The organism is Legionella gresilensis (genome assembly GCF_900639865.1).
In the GTDB taxonomy this organism is placed as follows: domain Bacteria; phylum Pseudomonadota; class Gammaproteobacteria; order Legionellales; family Legionellaceae; genus Legionella_C; species Legionella_C gresilensis.
In genome coordinates this window covers 252,377-269,790 of record NZ_CAAAHX010000003.1, presented here as the reverse complement: position 1 = coordinate 269,790, position 17,414 = coordinate 252,377, and the positions used below count along the sequence as shown (strand labels likewise).

The following is a 17,414-nucleotide window of genomic DNA, read 5'->3' as shown; positions in this document are numbered from 1 at the left end:
GATTATCGCAGTTTAATTAATCGAGGAAGTATAATCTGCTCTCAAAGAATGTATATTTAATAAAATTTTAAATGAATAATTTAAATACATATCTGCTTTTAGAATATGCAAAAGCAGGTCAATCCATAGTTTTCCTATCCCACCCGCGCAGCCGAATGACATTAGTTCATATAGGGAGGGGGACAGCTATTTATGCAACAATACCAAACAAGCCGCAGCACTTAGATGGGATAAACTATTTACCATACTTTAATTAAAAATTAACATTCAGGTAGATTGACTGCTAAACCACCCATAGAAGTTTCTTTATAGATGGTTTGCATGTCAAGGCCAGTTTGCTTCATAGTTTTGATTACTTTATCTAAAGAAATATAGTGACAACCATCACCCATAAGCGCCATACGGGCAGCATTAACTGCTTTAACAGCACCCATGGCGTTGCGCTCAATACAAGGAATTTGCACTAGGCCTAACACAGGATCACAAGTCATACCTAAGTGATGCTCCATTGCGATCTCAGCGGCATTTTCAATTTGTTCGATTGTACCGCCAAGGACTGCTGCAAGGCCAGCAGCGGCCATCGAAGAAGCAACACCTACTTCACCTTGACAACCTACTTCAGCGCCCGAAATGGATGCTCCCTTTTTATAAAGAATGCCAATAGCTGCTGCTGTAAAGAAATAATTATATATATCTTCTTCATTTAACTTATGATGTGCTTCTTGGCAATATTTTAAAACAGCAGGAATGATGCCGGCAGCGCCATTTGTAGGTGCTGTAACTATACGGCCGCCAGCGGCGTTTTCTTCATTAACCGCCATCGCATATAAATTTAAGCGGTTCATAATATCAGCATGTTCAAAGCTACTTTTAATTCCCTGATGATTAGTTAGTTTTTTAAAAAGTTCAGGCGCCCGTCTTTTTAGTAATAAGCCACCAGGCAATATACCATCATGATGACAGCCACTTTCTATACAATCAGTCATAACTTTGGCAATTTTTAAAATCCCTTCTTTAATAGATGTTGTATCTCGCCAAGTTTGTTCATTGACCATCATTAATTCGGCGATGGTGAAATTATTTTCTCGACAATGGCGCAATAATTCATCAGCAGTAGAAAAAGGATAGGGAAGATTATTTTCTATTAAAGCAACGTGGTCCATTTCTTCTTCAGTAGCAATAAAGCCTCCACCAATAGAATAATAGATCTGACTTAAGAGAATATTGTCATTATCATCATACACAATAAATCGCATGCCATTACTATGCTTAGGTAATAATTCTTTCTGCAGAAATAAGAAATCGAGTGTGTCATTAAAGGGAATTTCATGACTACCATTTAGTTTTATTTTTTGCGTACTAATGATTTCTCGCATCCTTGGCACCATGCTATCGGGATCCACAGTATCAGGTAGTTTTCCTTCAAGACCATTAAGAATAGCTTTATCAGTACCATGGCCCTTACCTGTTAATGCTAAAGAGCCATATAATTCTATTTTAATTCGCTTAACGTTTAATAAACTTTGCTCTAATTCAACTTGTTTAATAAATGTGTTAGCAGCAAGCATAGGGCCAACAGTGTGTGAACTAGAAGGTCCTATTCCGATAGAAAATAAATCAAAGAGGCTAATACTCATGGTTTTAAGGTAAAGAAATAAAATGCCAAGTGTAGAAGGAAAGCTTGTTATAAACAATATAAGTATACGCTAAAAAGAGTAAAAAAAGTTTAAATTAGCTAAATTTTGATTGTAAAAACGTTAAAAAATTAGCAGATGGGATAAATAAAGTTGTTTTTTTATTTACATTGTTTAGGTTTTAATAGTTGTAATCTTTCTATAACTAGCAATTTAAATTAAATTTAGGCAAAATAACCAGGCACTTTTCATGATTTTAAATCTTACGAAGTTAACAAGGGGAATTGTTTATGAAGATGAAATTAGTTGCTGCCGCGATAAGCTTAGTAGTCTCAACGGCCTTTGCTGCACCAGACTCTACTAATGCTACAAATAGTACTAATTCTAGTGCTAATAGTACTAATGCTAGTGCCACAACAACATCTAACACTAGTACCAATTTAAGCAGTGACATGGACAAACTATCTTATAGTATTGGTGCTGATTTAGGACGGAATTTTAAAAAGCAAGGTATTGATATTAGTCCCTCTGCTATGGCTAAGGGTTTACAAGATGGTATGAGTGGCGGCCAACTTCAATTAACTGATGATCAAATGAAAGATGTTTTAAACAAATTTCAAAAAGATCTAATGACAAAAAGAAACGCTGAATTCACTAAAAAAGCTGAGGAAAATAAAGCAAAAGGTGACGCGTTTTTAAATCAAAATAAATCAAAGGATGGCGTAGTAGCTTTGCCTAGCGGTTTACAGTACAAGCCACTCGAAACTGGTAAAGGTGCAAAACCAGGTAAAGATGATACAGTTACAGTTGAGTACACAGGAAAACTTATTGACGGTCAGGTATTTGATAGTACAGAAAAGTCTGGCAAACCAGCAGAATTTAAAGTATCGCAAGTTATTCCTGGCTGGACTGAGGTGTTACAATTAATGCCTGCTGGTTCAACTTGGGAAGTTTATCTCCCACCTTCTTTAGCTTATGGCCCACGAGGTATCGGTGGTGCTATTGGTCCTAATGAAACTTTAATTTTTAAAATTCATTTAATTTCTGTCAAAAAGTCTTCTGGCGCTGACGCTTAATTAAATTAAAACACTTATAGCTTTGGCTATAAGTGTTTTTTTAATTTAGGCTAATTAATTAGGCAAATAAAAAATAATTAAGATGAATAAACGCATATGGATTGTATTTTTATTAGGTTTTTCATCTGGTCTCCCACTAGCTTTACTTACAAGTACTTTGCAAGCTTGGTTTGCCGATAGTGGCATGTCTATATTAGCAACTGGTATGCTAAGTTTAATTGGGCTCCCTTACTTGTATAAAGTGTTATGGGGACCATTTATAGATTGCTATACACCTTTATCTTTAGGTAAAAGGCGTGGCTGGGTCTTAATCACTCAAATTAGTTTATGCATTGGTTTTAATTTAATGGCAATGTTTAAACCTAGTGATTCAGCATATACTTTAGCATTTTTAGCCTTAATATTAGCTATTCTTTCAGCTACGCAAGATACAGCTATTGACGCACATCGAGTTGAGTACCTCGCTGTTAATGAACATGGCTTAGGCGCTTCATTTGCCGTATTTGGTTATAGGTTAGCTTTACTGATTACAGGCGGTGGTGCTTTAATTATAGCCTCTTATTTTGGTTGGTCTGCGACCTATCATTGTATGGGTTTGTTAATGGGTATAGGAATTATCGCAACGTTATACAGTAAAGAACCCACTGTTCAGATTGATAAACCTGATAATTTAATATTATCTTTTTTAAAACCAATTCAAGATTTAATGCAGCGTCCAAATATTTTTTCGCTATTATGGTTTATTTTTTTCTATAAATTAGGAGAAGCATTTACTGCTACAACAAGCGGTATAGTGATGCCTTTTCTAATTCAGGGAATTGGTTTTTCACTTGACACTATTGGTTATATTAATAAGCTACTAGGTATTAGTGCTCTTTTATTAGGTGGATTCGTAGCAGGTCTTGTACTGATACGCGCTTCTTTATTTAAAGCATTATTTTATTTTGGACTTATTCAAGCGTTTACTAATCTTTTATTTATTGCTTTAGCAATAGTAGGTAAAAATTTTGTTTTGTTTGCCGTTGCGGTAGTATTTGATAATGTTGCTGCTGGCATGGGGTCAACTGCTTTAGTAGCATTGTTTATGCGGCTTGTTAATCAGCAGTTTACTGCAACGCAATTTGCAGCCTTTATAGCTCTTTCGAGCTTGCCTCGTATTTTATCAGGCCCAGTTGCTGCTTTATTACAAATGTGGTTTGGTTGGGTAGGCTTATATCAACTATCATTCATTCTAGCTTTAGGTTTTATCCCTTTTTTAATTAAGATCAAGGATCAAACTAAAGAAAAAGAATTAGAATTAACTGGTTTGAAACTAGTGCATTAGTCTGGTACCGAGGGTGGGACTCGAACCCACACGGTGTCACCACCACCGGATTTTGAATCCGGCGCGTCTACCAATTCCGCCACCCCGGCACGTGGGGGGATTATAACAAAGAAATGAACTTAAACAATAGTTGATTCTAAAGGTAAAAAAAATTGACAATAAAATAAGGCAATTTAATAATCATAGTAAGAATGCAACGGAGAGGGTAGTAATGAAAAGAGTAATTCTTTGTATAGCTTTACTGATGAGTCTATTTTGCTCTTTAACCTTTGCTGCCACTTGTCCTGATCCACTTGCAAGTTCGCTAAAATGGGGTGAAATACCTAAACCTTGGGAGGAAAATCCCTTTTCTGAGCATAAACCACAAGGTGATGATAATACTGAGTTCGTTCGGGCTAATATTTTAGTTGCCGGTGCTTATAGTCGTGGAGTGGCTTGTTTTTATAAAAATAGTTTAGGTAATTATTCTATCTGGTGGCCTGTTTTAGTAAAAATTCCTGCACGTGTTGATTATCGTTGGATTGAGACCCTAGGTGGTTATGTTTGTACGGAATCTTTAGAAAATTGTCAATTTTATCCTGCAAGTTAGTTCAATTTTGCAGAGCCTGAAATAGATGTGGTTAGTGGTTAGTTAGGAGTAGGCCCTTCATTGATAGGCGTAAGTAGGTTTTCTTGTATATAGTTCATTCGTTTTGCCAAACTACTATCTGATGTTAGCCGAATACTGTTATTATTGAGCATATCTTGTAGTCGACTTATAAGACAGCCTACACTTTTCTTAGTTTTATCTATATCAGAAAGATTCTCATGATTTATTAGAAACATACGTAAGTTATCTACATAATGACGTCGAAGATGACATGTTAAAGTTAACCAAAAATAAGAACGTACTGCTGAGAATAGTCGACCAGCTCCACTTTGGTGACTTTTTAAATAATCACTCTTGGCCATTTTACAATAATCTTCTAATAATGCTAAGGCGCGATAATAGTTTTGTTCATTCTCCATATTAGATTTAGGAACAGATTCTTGCTTAGAACGTCGTATAATTGGAGAGGATATTGGAGTCGGTTGTCGCTTTGGAGAGAGGGTTGTATTTGAGCGTTGCTTGACTGGTGAAGATGTTGTAAAGCTGTCATTTGGTTTTACTTTCTCATTTAATGCTCTTCCTACTTTATTACAAATTTTTCTATAACTAGAAGGATAAGTTAACTTTTTTTCTTTTGGTATCTTGCTTGGAATGTGATCCGATACCTCTTCTTTTGGAGTAGCTATGGAGGATTGCTTGCTGGCTTTTTCTGGTTTTATCCTATTTTCTAAATTTTCTCCTAAATTAAAAAACTCTTGATGTAAACTCTCTATAGCACTGATATTAGGAACAGCACTAGAATCAAACATAAATGGTATAGAATTTTGCTGGGATAATTTCCTAAGAGCATCTTCATTTTTTTTCTTATTAACTTCATCAACTTTATCACTCTTTGTGCCTACCAACAGCAAATTAGCATTTGGAAAGTTCTTTTTCCATTTTTTTAATGCTTCGCTATGTAGTTCAAATTGACCCTTTTGATCTAATTTGGACATATCCACGCAATAAACAATAAGATCGGCTTTTTCTATTAGGGAGTGATGGAATGTGATATAGGTTTCATCGTTGCTTAATTCATAAATATTGATTATATGTTCCTTGCCATCCATAGCCAATTTCGTTATAAAAAAATCTATTGGATGGGTTGGGCCATACTTATATTTGCTGAGATTAAATTGTATTCCATGAAGTAGAGTTACCCTCTTGGCTAAAGCAGTTTTCCCGGCTTCTGATTCACCAACAAAACATATTTTTACTTCTGCCATTCTAAACCCATTAGCCATGAGTAATATAGTTATGAAGGACTATATTACAGCAATTAATTGTTTTATTTTAACACAATTTGGATAATTAATTCAAAAAAATTTTAACTTTTAAATATATTAGTTTCATTAAATGCTATTTGTATTGCCTTGTTTTGAGTAAAGTACATAAAGAGATTTTTACTTTTGAAAGATAAACCAGTAGTTAAATAGCTAATTGTTAGCTTTTTGGAGTTAATTGTTCTAATTCAGCCTCCTGTACCGCTAAAACCTCAATTAAATATCGCCGTAAAATAGACACCTCTGATACAAGCCCAATGAAATGTTTATGCTCATTAATCACCGCTAGTCGTTTTATTTTATTTTCTTTAATAGAATCAACATAGTTAACAATAGACTCCTTTTGATATACACATGGAATCTTTTTTTCTATCAAATTATAAAGTGATAAAGGAACTGGCTTTCCTAATTCGGTAGCTAATATTTGTTGAGCAATAAGCCCTATAAAATTATCTTTATTGTCTGTAATAGCTAGGTAATTAACTTGGGCGCGGTTTGCAATTAGAGCCGCCTCGGAAATGGGTGTATCAGCCTTCAGAGAAGGTAGTTTAATCAAAGGTAAGTCGTTAAAAGTAAGTGCCTTTAATCTGCCAATATCTTGGGGACCGGTAATATCTGAACCACGAATGTGAAAACGCCAAGTAGAAAATGAATAACCAAAAAGATAGCGGGTTAATAAACTTGCCACAATAACGGAAACCACGGTTGAAAAGACACCTAAATTTAGATTGGCCGTTTCTAATACCAAAAGGATGATAGCTGAGGGTGTACCAATAATAGATGCAGCTACTCCAGACATGCCAGCAACGACTGTAAGATCAAGCGGTATAGCGTCACCAAAAATAGGTAAAACAATAAGGTAATGAATAATACACCCTAAAATAGCGCCTAGCAGAAGGGAGGCAGAAAATAAACCGCCTCGAAATCCTGAGCCAACACAGACAATAGAAGCTGCAATTTTGGCTAAGAGCATTAAAATAGTGATACTTAATATTTTTGAGCCAGCCAACATTTCATTAATAGCATAATGTCCAGGGCCCATCACTTGAGGAATAATAAGCGCAATTAAACCTAACAGAAATCCACCAATTGCTGGTTTTAAGAAAGCAGGGATATGTAGTCGTTTTAATATTGATTCAAAGCTTGTGGTGCCTCGCATGACAATAATACCAATAATAGCTGACATAAAACCTATAAAAATAGCTAATGGAAAGTGCCAGAGTGTAAGGTGTTCGGTGATATGTGCCTTAAAAAGTGGCTCATAACCAAGAAACATATAAACCATAAAACTGCTAAGGGCACTAGCTAATAATGTTGGCATTAAAGCACGAGTAGCATACCCACCCACTACTAATTCTAATGCATAAAAAGTTCCAGCTAGAGGCGCGCCAAAAATAGCAGCTATGCCAGCACCTGTACCACAAGAAACCAGTAAGCGTAATTCTTGCCGTTCTAATTTTAAACGTTGGCCTATAGTACTTAAAGTACCTGCACCTAATTGAGTCATCGCGGCTTCAAAACCTACAGAACCCCCTATAGAAATGGATGCAATAGATAATCCGACAAAAGAGAGTGAATCTAGAAAAGACATTTTTCCACCTTCAACGGCATTAGCCTCAATTGGATCGACAGGTGTTAATCGTCCATAGCGGCTAATTAAAAGCAGAAAAAAGCCTAAAATTAGGCCACCAATAGTAGTAACGCCAGTAATTCTTTCCCAAGCAACATTTGTTGCACTTTGTGCATTGACGTTAACGCCAAAAAGGAAAATTTGAATATGACTAACTAAAGTACGGATAAAGACCACAGCACAGCCTACACCAATTCCCCCTAAGGCAGCTAGGCTAAATAATTTTAAATTAAGATAACTATTGAGTTTGTAAGTTAAGCTATTTCGTAAAGAAATTGCCATGTCTTTATCCCTAAACATTGAAAATAAGCTAGTATAGTGCCACCCACTAAGCTTTATACGGCGTTGTAAGCTTATTCGGCAAAGTACAATACGCCTATGTAGACTCCTTTATTTCACTTCACTTATGCCTTGTTTAAAATTTTTGGGGTGACGCTATATTATTGATTTAAAATAATCAATTATTTAAGCCCTAACCTAGCTTGAGCTTCCTGCGCATCCCTTAGAATGTACTATACTTTTTATGCAGCTTAATTAGGAGTATTAGCATGTCTAGTAAGATAAATCTAGTAAATCAGGATGATGTTTCTGTGCTTCAGCAATATTATCAAAGTATCATCAATTTTTTACCTAATCTCGTTTATATTCTTGATAAGGATTGTACATTAGTTGGCTGTAATAAAAATGTATTAACCTTGCTGGGCCTTACTGACTTATCTGAACTAGAGGAGAGCTTCTACCAACGGTTAGTAACGTTTGCTGAGTGGTCAGAAGAAAGGTCACAAATGCTTAAGCGAGATGATATTAATGCGCTGCTTTCTAGTGTACCCGCTTATTCTGTTGAGGAAAATCCGGTGCTTAATCAAGAAGGAAAGGCTACTTATTATCTTGCTACCCGAATACCTCTTTTCAAACAAGCCGATCAAGTCGAAGGGTTAATGGTAATTTTAATAGATATTACTGAGAAAAAGTTATTAACAGAGCAACTTGAAAAAATTAAACAACAATTACAGCAAAATAATGCTAAACCTAACCCTGTGTCTCTTTCAACTCATCTTAAAGAAACTAAGAAAGATAGGCCTAAAGTATTATTAGTTGAAGATAATGCTATTGCCCAAAAAGCAGGCCAAGCATTACTTATGCAGTTCGATTGCAAAGTTGAGGTTGCTCCTTCAGAGGGTGAAGTAGCAAAGCTTTTTATGCCGGGTAAATATGATATTGTCCTTATGGATATTAGCCTTGAAGATACTTCAGGTTACGTTATGGCAAAAAGAATCCGCCAAATGGAGAAAGATACTTCATTTCATGTACCTATTATTGCACTTACGGGCTATCAAGCTGATGTTGTTAAGTATGATTGTGACGATTATTATATGGAAGGAGCGATCACTAAACCTTTAACAGGTGAACAGGTAAAACAAATTATTCAACATTATATTTATAACATTGATATACCTGTTAGCGGTTTAAAAAGTATTAAATCAGAGCATGAAAATAATTAAGGTAAGTTTAAAAAGCGAACACTGCATAAATAGTATGCTAACTTTAAAATGCGTAATTTAATAAAGATTTTAAAAAAAAGGAAGAAGCATGACAGTGACAACAGGCTTATCAGGAAATGAGCTCTTTTGTTTGGCTCAAAAAGGGTTTTTGCCGGGTAATATTGTTGTTGGGAATAGCGTGCATAGTTTAGGGATTATCGGCAGTGTAGGTTCAAATTTAAAAGCTATGTTAGGCGGTGAATTAACTCAGGTGACCCGCTTAATTGAAGAAGGGCGTGAAACAGCTCTGAAGCGCATGTTTAAAGAGGCTGAGGCTCATAACGCTTCAGGTATTACTGGTGTAACTAGTCAGTTAATATTGCATGGTGCAAATTTAGAATTTCTATCGATTGGTTCTGTCATTAGATCAAATAATCCAGGTTTAAAACTATTTTCAACCTCAGCTGATGGTCAAGAGCTTTATGCCCAACTTGATGCAGGTTATCAGCCTATTTGCTTTGCCTTAGGCAATGTCGCTTACTCAATGGGTGTTGGCCGAGGAATTATTGGTAGTATAAAGACGCTTAGAAGAGGAGAGATAACAGAATATTCAAATATTTTTAATGATACTCGCCATTTAGCTTTAAAACGGATTAAAGCACATGCGATGGCTAACCATGCAAATGCCGTATTAGGAATTCAAACAACTATCTTACCTTTTGGAGGTATCAATGAGATGTTAATGATTGGCACGGCATCAAAGGCACCATTTTTGGTTAGCGATACCGCTGATGCTGTTATTACAAGTGATATGACTAACATTGAAATGTGGAACATGGCCTCATTAGGTTATATGCCTTTACAATTATTATTAGGAACTTCTGTTTATTCCTTAGGAGTAATTGGTGGAATTACTTCAGCAATTAAATCCTTTGCTCGCGGTGAATTAACGGAGTTATCACGGTTAATTTATGATGCTCGAGAGAATTCGTTAGGTATTATTAATGATGCAGCAAAAGCAATTAGTGCTGATGATGTTGTAGGAGTCAAAACATATGTATATCAATTAGGAAATGGTTTAGTTGAATTTTTAGCTATTGGGACAGCTGTTAAGAAATCATCCTCTGTGCAACCACAGTCTTCACAACTGCCACCTCAAGCTATCGTTGTTGATAAAGATACCTATTATAATTTAGTAAGTGACTATGGTTTAAATGTTAATATTAATGAAGGTAGTAAGCCTATCAATAAAAGCGTTAGTTCTGCAGTAAGGACAGTAATTTTATTAATCGTTTTGTTTATTTTTGCTATTTATCATACTATAAAAGCTTTTTTTAATTAATTTATAATAAATTAATAAAAATATTATTCGCGCGATTTAAGTAATTCTTGTAAAGTTTTGGGTAGAAATGATTGTGCTTTAAGTGTTAAAGCTACTTCATTTTTCTGCCATAAAGTCCCTAAATAAATAATGAATAGACCAATAATGGTAAGCACAACAGGAAATAAAATACTATTTTGGAAGACTTGCCAAGCCAAGTGACCTAAATAAATACAACAGCCAATACCACCAAACACAACAAAAACGCGTCTTACTAAAATAACGCCAATGCCTATCATCAATAGATTAATGCACAGATAAAAAAACTTAGAAAGTTCACTATCAGAACTTTGAGCTGTCATCCCTCCCCAAAAGGTAATAACACCAAATATATATAACCAAAATGCATAATCCACTGTATGTCGAGAACGAACATCAACCCAAAAAGCAACAAGAATCATGACTAGGCCAAAATACATAGAAAAAATGGCTTTAAATTCAAAATCGACATAATTTCCCATAATTAATTCAGCGACATCCATAGACATATACCAAAGTGTTACGGCAATGGGCATAATCATAAAGGGGTAGCGATAAATCCATGCTAAAATAAGTCCAACCATTAAAGTGCCAAACTCCATCATGATCCATTGCGCTTGGATAGTTGTGTGAAAATCACGATAATGCGCATCGTCAGTAGGCCAATAGCCTAGCGCTTTTTGTAATGAGAAGATGGCTAGAGGTGTTAAGGCAACTACAAACGTGGCGCAAATCCCCGCAGGCGTTTTATAATTTTTTCTATCAAACAAGGCTGTAAGTACTAGGCCTACTAAAGCATAAATTAAGGTGATAACAAGAACGCCCCAAGCGCCAAAACTCTCCCAAGCAAGCGTCATAAACAAAGTCATTGCGCCTATAGCTACTAGGCCCCCCAGGTAATATAAAACATTGGTAAAATTAAAGGAAACCTCTCGGTTAGCTTGCTGCTTAATAAATTGATATAAGGTTTCAGCTTGTTCGGGACTAATGATCTGTTCTTCCACAGCTTTTGTTAAGTCTGTGCGAGAAATTTTCATATGCTATCCTAAAATTAGACAGACAGTTTTTATATAAATTATAGAGTGTAATTAAAGATCTAATTAGTTTTTTTGTAGCTAATAAATAAATTTTACTCGCAGGGGAAATGTAAAATTATTGAAAAATGTGTTGATTAAATTTTATTTTTAATAAAATAATAGTTGCTTTATCGACCCTTGCTCCCGTGATAGTGATGTCTATGCAAGAAGTACCTAGTTTTTTTGATTTTGCCTCGCTTTCTTCACAAGAAATTGCTCACCTGCTTAATAAATTTAATGTGCGTTTGACTGTTGATGAAGCTCTTTTTATCCAAAATTCACTACTTAAGCGGCCGCCAACCTATGCAGAATGTATACTTTGGTCTATTCAAGGGTCAGAGCATTGCTCGTATAAAAGTAGTCGTAAATATTTAAGTCAATTTGTCACTTCGGCACCACATGTTATTTTGGGTCCAAAAGAGGATGCAGGCATTGTTTCTGTAGCTACTGATCATCAAGGTCACCGCTATGGGATCGTTGTTAGCCATGAATCTCATAATCATCCTTCCCAGCTTGTACCGTATGAAGGGGCAGCAACCGGTGTTGGAGGTAATGTCCGTGATGTAAGTTGTATGGGCGCAGAAGTTATAGCAGTAGCTGACAGCTTACGCTTTGGTGATATTAATAAAACGAAAACTAATTGGATTACAGAAGGTGTTATTCAGGGTATTGCAGGTTATGCAAATCCCTTAGGTATACCTAATATAGCAGGTGATACTTATTTTGATGATGCCTATAATGAAAATTGTCTAGTTACCTTAGTAACGCTAGGTGTTGTTCGTGAAGATCAGGTCATTCACTCTTATGTACCGCCTAATGCTAAAAACTATAAATTCATATTAGTAGGTAAACCAACCGATAATAGTGGTTTTGGTGGCGCAGCTTTCGCTTCTGCTAACCTAGATGTTGCCCAAGAGGAAGACAATAAAGGCGCGGTTCAGGAACCTAATGCTTTTTTACAACGACATATTCTTAAAGCAAATTATGCTTTATTTGAATGGCTGCGGGAAAAAAACCTTATTAATCAAGTTGGTTTTAAAGATTTAGGCGCCGGTGGTATTGCATGTGCATCAGTTGAACTAGCAGATGCAGGCGGGTATGGCGCTGAAGTTAATCTAAATTTAGTCCCCACAAGCATGGATGGGCTCTTGCCTGCTGTTATTTTATGTTCAGAAACTCAAGAACGATTTATGTGGGCAGTACCTGAACATTTAGTGCCTATTATCCTAGATCATTATAATAAACGTTTTGCCTTACCTGATATTTGTGATAATGCCTGTGCAACTGTTATTGGTAGTTTACGTCATGATGGATTATATGTTGTTCATTATGATGATGAGCCTATTGTTTCAGCAAGAGCGCAAGATATTACCCAAGGCATCCTATACGATAGACCCTATGAGTATAAAAAGGATACAAACCCTGAGCCGAGCAATATAGATGCGAATGATTTAAACGCTATTTTGTTAAAACTATTAGCTCATGAAAATATTGCATCACGTGCGCCCATTTATGAACGGTATGATAAGCAAGTTCAAGGCAGAGCAGTTATTGAATCAGGCTGGGCTGATGCTGGCGTTATTGCCCCCTTTAATGAGGATAAATATCCACCTGAAATCCAGTTAACTGGTGTTGCTTTATCGCTTGATCACAATCCTCGTTATAACAAAATTGATGCTTATTGGGGCGCTGTTAATGCTGTTTGTGAATCAGTACGTAATGTTATTGCAGTCGGCGCATGGCCTTTATCGCTCACAGATTGTTTGTGTTTTGGTAATCCTGAAAAACTTAATCAAATGGGTGAATTTGTCGAATCGGTAAAAGGCATTGTTGATGCTTGTAAAGCAGTACAATGGCCGGATGACCCACAGACGACACTTCCTATTATTTCTGGTAATGTATCGCTTTATAATGAATCAGAGCAGGGCGCTATTCCGCCAAGCCCCATTATTAGCTGTTTAGGCTTATTAACTGATTATCGCAATGCTTTAACCTATGATTTAAAACAGCCTGACTCAGCATTATTATTAGTTGGTGAGCGTAGGGATGAGTGCGGAGGGAGTGTTTATTATCAATTGTTTAATAGCCTTGGTAATCAGTTACCAAAGCCAGATTTAAACTTATTTAATCAAGAAATCACAGCCGTTTTTTCTGCCATTAAAAGTGATCTAATCTTATCAGCACATGATATTTCTGAAGGTGGCGTAGCAGTCGCCCTTGCTGAGATGAGTTTTAAAAACAATATTGGTATTGATATAGAGATAGCAGGCCCTTTGTCTCTTGAGAAAAAGCTTTTTTCTGAAACGGGTGGGTTTATTCTTGAGGTTGCACGGAAAGATTTATCAGCAATCGAAGGGATTTTTGATAATTTCTCAGTACCCTTTCAAAATATAGGTAAAACAACAAGAGAGCCTATTCTTAAAATAAATGGCCAATTGCATTTAGCTATTAATCTTGCCAAAACTGCTTGGCAACAAGGCTTAAGGGAGAAATTAACCTAATGACAAGTATTGATTATAAAGCAGCTGGTGTAGATGTTGATGCAGGCAATCAAGCCGTTTTTGCGATTAAAAAAGCTGTAGAAAGTACTTTTTCACCGCAAGTTTTAACTAATATTGGCAGCTTTGGGGCAATGTATGACCTTAAATCGCTTTTAGAAGAATATGAGCATCCTGTGCTGGTTCAAAGTATCGATGGGGTCGGGACCAAAATGATGGTCGCTAAAATGATGCAAAAATTCGACACCATTGGTATGGATTTAGTAAGTGCTACGGCCAATGACATTATTGTTTTAGGTGCAAAACCGCTTACTTTATTAGATTATATTGCAAATGATAAGTTAAAGCCTGAGGTTATTGAGCAAATTGTTAAGGGTATAGTAGCAGGCTGTCTTGAAAATGATATTTCCTTGGTAGGTGGTGAAACTGCTGAAATGCCTGGTACCTACTTACCTGGCGAGCATGATTTGGTAGGCGTTGTTACAGGTATTGTTGAAAAAGGGAAAGCTATTTTAGGGCATGCTATTCAACCTGGGGATTTTGTTGCAACGCTTCCTTCAAGTGGTTTGCATACAAATGGTTATTCACTGGCTCGAAAGTTATTGTTTGAGGTAGCAGGCTATAACGTTGAGACATATATTGATGATTTAAGTCAAACAGTAGGCGAAGCATTGTTAACCCCCCATGTCAATTACACTAAACCTATTTTAAGCGCGTTACAAAGAGGAATTGGTATAAACGGTATGGCACATATAACGGGTGGTGGCTTACTTGAAAATATACCTCGTATTTTGCCTACTAATTGTACTGTAGAAGTTGCTAAGCAAAAAATTCCTTCCCAACCTTTATTTTACTTCCTACAAGAATTAGGGCACTTAGATGATAATCAAATGTACCGAACCTTTAATATGGGAGCAGGTTTAGTATTATTTTTATCAGCTGAAAATTTTGTTGCTTTAAATAAATTTTTACAAGCTGAATTTCCATCTTTTCCACTTTATGAAATAGGCCAGGTTGTTCCAGGTAAGTCTGAGGTGAAGTTGTTATGATCCATATTGGTTTAATTCAATTCCCCGGATCAAATTGCGAACGCGAAACTGCCTTAGCAATAAAGCGTGCAGGCATGCAACCGGTCGAATTTTTGTGGAATGAGTCACTTGAAAAATTAAAAAGCTTTAATGGTTATATTATTATCGGTGGCTTTTCATACGAGGATCGTTCTAGAGCTGGCATTATTGCGGCCCTTGATCCTGTTATTAAAGAAATTAAAGCCCAAAGTGAGCTCGGTAAACCTGTGCTTGGTATTTGTAATGGCGCGCAAATCTTATTAGAATCTGGCTTAGTTCCTGGCTTAGCACAGACTGAGATAGCATTAACAGAAAATAAGCGTATAGCTGATGGCAAAATTTTAGGTATGGGCTTTTATAATGCTTGGGTTAATATGCGCTTAGCTAGTCAATCTAATAAAAGCTCCGCGTTTACTCGTTATTTAAAACCTAACGACCTTATTCACTTGCCCGTTGCTCATGCAGAAGGGCGCTTTATTATCTCTGAATCTTGTTTGCAAGCAATTAAGGAGAATAATTTAACCTTGCTGCAATATTGTAACGAGCAAGGTGAAATTATTAGTGATTTTCCAGTAAATCCAAATGGCTCAGTAGATAATATTGCTGCAATTAGTAATGTTACTGGTAATGTCCTGGCGATGATGCCACATCCTGAGCGGACTACGAATGGCGATCTTTTATTTCATTCTATGCGAGATTACATTATTTCATCGCAACCTGCCCATGAATCTAAAATTAATTCTTATCAAAATACAGTAATTAAGCCAGCACTTTTTGTTGCACCGCCTAAACATAAACAGTGTTTAATTAAATCAATTATTACAGATAACCATGCCCTAACCGTACAAAAAACGTTAAGAAAACTGGGTATTCCCGTGACTGTAAGTCGTTTTATTCATTGGGAAATTGCTTGTGAGGATTCAGAAGAAATCCTTGAAAAAATTAAAAAAAGTGGTGTTTTGTATTGTGATCGAAAAGAGCGTGAAGTTAAATTACCAGCGCGCACTAATGAAAATGATTACTTTTGCTTAATACGGGCTAAAGATAATTTAGTAGGTCAACGTGCAAAGCAAACATTGAGCGACCATTATTTTATTTCAGATGTTGAATCTATAACACATAGTATTTTATGGCACTTTAAGAGTGAGCATGGAAATATTAATTTGATAATAGATGAAATTTTATTAACTAATATTATTGGGAATCAATACGCACATGAATTCTACAGATATAAAGGATAATTATCGCGAAAAAATCAGGGCCGCAATGCCATATTGTCTAAATAAAACTAATTTTTCATTAGGACTTAGGCAAGAAGGAAAGGTGCGAGACACCTATGATTTAGGTGACAAAGTATTACTTGTTACTACAGACAGATTAACAGCTTTTGATAGACCATTAGCTTTAATTCCTTATAAAGGACAGGTGCTTAATTTAACAAGTGCTTGGTGGTTTAAGCAAACATCCTCAGTTGTACCTAATCATCTTTTAGCTGTGCCTGATCCAAATGTAGTTATTGCTAAAAAATGTAAAGTGTTTCCGATTGAGTTTGTTGTTAGAGGCTATATTACAGGCACAACCAATACGTCTTTGTGGACCCAGTATCAACAGGGTGTAAGGGAGTATTGCGGCATTGCATTTCCTGAAGGCCTGAAAAAAAATCAAAAATTAGAAACTCCAGTTCTAACGCCAACCACAAAAGAAAAAGTTCATGACCGCCCAATTTCTCCCCAAGAAATCATTACTGAAGGATGGATGACTAAAGAGGACTGGGAAGAGGCAAGTGCACTCGCAATTAAATTATTTGAGCGCGGTGTTGAACTTGCCAAGCAGCAAAATTTAATCTTAGTAGATACTAAATATGAATTTGGTCGCGATGAACAAGGTAATATTATTGTTGTTGATGAAATACACACGCCTGATTCAAGTCGCTACTGGCTTGCCAATAGTTATGAGCAATGTTTAGCTGAAGGTAAAGAGCCCGAAAATATTGATAAAGAATTTTTAAGATTATGGTTTTCTAAAAATTGTGATCCTTATAAAGATGAGCAATTGCCGCAAGCACCTACTGAATTAGTTGAAGAGCTTTCAGCTCGATATATAAAGCTCTATGAAATGATCACAGGACAAAAATTTAGCTTTACAGTACAAGATGAGCCTATCGAAGAGCGTATTTTGCGTAATATAAAAGATTATATAGATTAGAGAGTTTTACTAAGCTCTAAGTGTTCATGGTTTGTCATTTCTGGTTTGGAGCTTTTATAGTTTGTCATTCCCGCGTAGGCGGGAACCCATCCTGGTGATGATACTATGCCTATAAGTCTATGGATCCCCGCCTGCGCGGGGATGACATTTTA

13 protein-coding genes and 1 tRNA gene are annotated in these 17,414 nt (G+C 36.1%); 9 read left to right on the top strand and 5 right to left on the bottom strand.

All coding sequences use genetic code 11. The features are described from left to right. Positions 1–260 precede the first annotated feature (260 nt). Positions 261–1,637 carry an L-serine ammonia-lyase gene (locus E1P04_RS04840; protein WP_131781789.1) on the bottom strand — a complete coding sequence of 459 codons (1,377 nt, stop codon included), beginning with the start codon at positions 1,635–1,637 and terminating at the stop codon, positions 261–263. 287 nt (positions 1,638–1,924) lie between these two features. Between E1P04_RS04840 and bamJ the strand changes: the two genes are divergently transcribed. Continuing rightward, a complete protein-coding gene (gene bamJ, locus E1P04_RS04835) occupies positions 1,925–2,710 on the top strand; it encodes a BamJ family beta-barrel-assembly machinery protein (RefSeq protein ID WP_165482678.1) in 786 nt (261 codons plus the stop codon). Positions 2,711–2,792: 82 nt separating this feature from the next. Then, positions 2,793–4,034, top strand: coding sequence for an AmpG family muropeptide MFS transporter (locus tag E1P04_RS04830; protein WP_131781787.1), 1,242 nt, complete (start codon positions 2,793–2,795; stop codon positions 4,032–4,034). A gap of 2 nt (positions 4,035–4,036) precedes the next feature. On the opposite strand, the gene E1P04_RS04825 is transcribed toward E1P04_RS04830, so the two are convergent. Further along, positions 4,037–4,123 (bottom strand) — tRNA-Leu (locus E1P04_RS04825). A gap of 122 nt (positions 4,124–4,245) precedes the next feature. Between E1P04_RS04825 and E1P04_RS04820 the strand changes: the two genes are divergently transcribed. Continuing rightward, on the top strand, positions 4,246–4,623 hold the full coding sequence (locus E1P04_RS04820) for a DUF3757 domain-containing protein (protein WP_131781786.1): 378 nt from the start codon (positions 4,246–4,248) through the stop codon (positions 4,621–4,623). Positions 4,624–4,661: 38 nt separating this feature from the next. Here the strand turns inward: E1P04_RS04820 and E1P04_RS04815 are convergent, their stop codons facing one another. After that, complete coding sequence (locus E1P04_RS04815; RefSeq protein ID WP_165482677.1) at positions 4,662–5,888, bottom strand: Rab family GTPase; 1,227 nt, start codon at positions 5,886–5,888, stop codon at positions 4,662–4,664. Positions 5,889–6,105: 217 nt separating this feature from the next. Next, the gene (locus E1P04_RS04810; protein ID WP_165482676.1) at positions 6,106–7,857 is read right to left on the bottom strand and encodes a chloride channel protein; all 1,752 of its coding nucleotides are present in this window, start codon (positions 7,855–7,857) and stop codon (positions 6,106–6,108) included. A 266-nt stretch (positions 7,858–8,123) separates the two neighbouring features. On the opposite strand from E1P04_RS04810, the gene E1P04_RS04805 reads away from it, so the two are divergent. Both E1P04_RS04805 and E1P04_RS04800 read left to right on the top strand, forming a co-directional pair. Then, a complete protein-coding gene (locus E1P04_RS04805) occupies positions 8,124–9,077 on the top strand; it encodes an ATP-binding response regulator (RefSeq protein WP_131781783.1) in 954 nt (317 codons plus the stop codon). A gap of 88 nt (positions 9,078–9,165) precedes the next feature. Next, positions 9,166–10,398: a heavy metal-binding domain-containing protein gene (locus E1P04_RS04800; protein WP_131781782.1), complete on the top strand. Its 1,233-nt coding sequence runs from the start codon at positions 9,166–9,168 to the stop codon at positions 10,396–10,398. 23 nt (positions 10,399–10,421) lie between these two features. Here the strand turns inward: E1P04_RS04800 and E1P04_RS04795 are convergent, their stop codons facing one another. Next, positions 10,422–11,453 carry a DUF2157 domain-containing protein gene (locus E1P04_RS04795; protein WP_131781781.1) on the bottom strand — a complete coding sequence of 344 codons (1,032 nt, stop codon included), beginning with the start codon at positions 11,451–11,453 and terminating at the stop codon, positions 10,422–10,424. Positions 11,454–11,653: 200 nt separating this feature from the next. On the opposite strand from E1P04_RS04795, the gene purL reads away from it, so the two are divergent. The 4 genes from purL to E1P04_RS04775 are packed head-to-tail and all read left to right on the top strand — an operon-like array spanning position 11,654 to position 17,262. Further along, the gene (purL, locus tag E1P04_RS04790; protein ID WP_131781780.1) at positions 11,654–13,993 is read left to right on the top strand and encodes a phosphoribosylformylglycinamidine synthase subunit PurL; all 2,340 of its coding nucleotides are present in this window, start codon (positions 11,654–11,656) and stop codon (positions 13,991–13,993) included. After that, entirely contained in the window at positions 13,993–15,039 is a 1,047-nt protein-coding gene (gene purM / locus E1P04_RS04785) for a phosphoribosylformylglycinamidine cyclo-ligase (RefSeq protein WP_131781779.1), read from the top strand. The genes purL and purM overlap by 1 nt, the downstream gene beginning before the upstream one ends. Then, on the top strand, positions 15,036–16,298 hold the full coding sequence (purQ, locus tag E1P04_RS04780) for a phosphoribosylformylglycinamidine synthase I (protein ID WP_131781778.1): 1,263 nt from the start codon (positions 15,036–15,038) through the stop codon (positions 16,296–16,298). The genes purM and purQ overlap by 4 nt, the downstream gene beginning before the upstream one ends. Then, a complete protein-coding gene (locus E1P04_RS04775) occupies positions 16,273–17,262 on the top strand; it encodes a phosphoribosylaminoimidazolesuccinocarboxamide synthase (RefSeq protein ID WP_242604386.1) in 990 nt (329 codons plus the stop codon). The genes purQ and E1P04_RS04775 overlap by 26 nt, the downstream gene beginning before the upstream one ends. Positions 17,263–17,414: the final 152 nt, after the last annotated feature.

Excerpts from the sequence above, each read along its gene's own strand:
- E1P04_RS04840 (WP_131781789.1), bottom strand. The coding sequence starts at position 1,637 with ATGAGTATTAGCCTCTTTGATTTATTTTCTATCGGAATAGGACCTTCT.
- bamJ (WP_165482678.1), top strand. The coding sequence starts at position 1,925 with ATGAAGATGAAATTAGTTGCTGCCGCGATAAGCTTAGTAGTCTCAACG.
- E1P04_RS04830 (WP_131781787.1), top strand. The coding sequence starts at position 2,793 with ATGAATAAACGCATATGGATTGTATTTTTATTAGGTTTTTCATCTGGT.
- E1P04_RS04820 (WP_131781786.1), top strand. The coding sequence starts at position 4,246 with ATGAAAAGAGTAATTCTTTGTATAGCTTTACTGATGAGTCTATTTTGC.
- E1P04_RS04815 (WP_165482677.1), bottom strand. The coding sequence starts at position 5,888 with ATGGCAGAAGTAAAAATATGTTTTGTTGGTGAATCAGAAGCCGGGAAA.
- E1P04_RS04810 (WP_165482676.1), bottom strand. The coding sequence starts at position 7,857 with ATGGCAATTTCTTTACGAAATAGCTTAACTTACAAACTCAATAGTTAT.
- E1P04_RS04805 (WP_131781783.1), top strand. The coding sequence starts at position 8,124 with ATGTCTAGTAAGATAAATCTAGTAAATCAGGATGATGTTTCTGTGCTT.
- E1P04_RS04800 (WP_131781782.1), top strand. The coding sequence starts at position 9,166 with ATGACAGTGACAACAGGCTTATCAGGAAATGAGCTCTTTTGTTTGGCT.
- E1P04_RS04795 (WP_131781781.1), bottom strand. The coding sequence starts at position 11,453 with ATGAAAATTTCTCGCACAGACTTAACAAAAGCTGTGGAAGAACAGATC.
- purL (WP_131781780.1), top strand. The coding sequence starts at position 11,654 with ATGCAAGAAGTACCTAGTTTTTTTGATTTTGCCTCGCTTTCTTCACAA.
- purM (WP_131781779.1), top strand. The coding sequence starts at position 13,993 with ATGACAAGTATTGATTATAAAGCAGCTGGTGTAGATGTTGATGCAGGC.
- purQ (WP_131781778.1), top strand. The coding sequence starts at position 15,036 with ATGATCCATATTGGTTTAATTCAATTCCCCGGATCAAATTGCGAACGC.
- E1P04_RS04775 (WP_242604386.1), top strand. The coding sequence starts at position 16,273 with ATGAATTCTACAGATATAAAGGATAATTATCGCGAAAAAATCAGGGCC.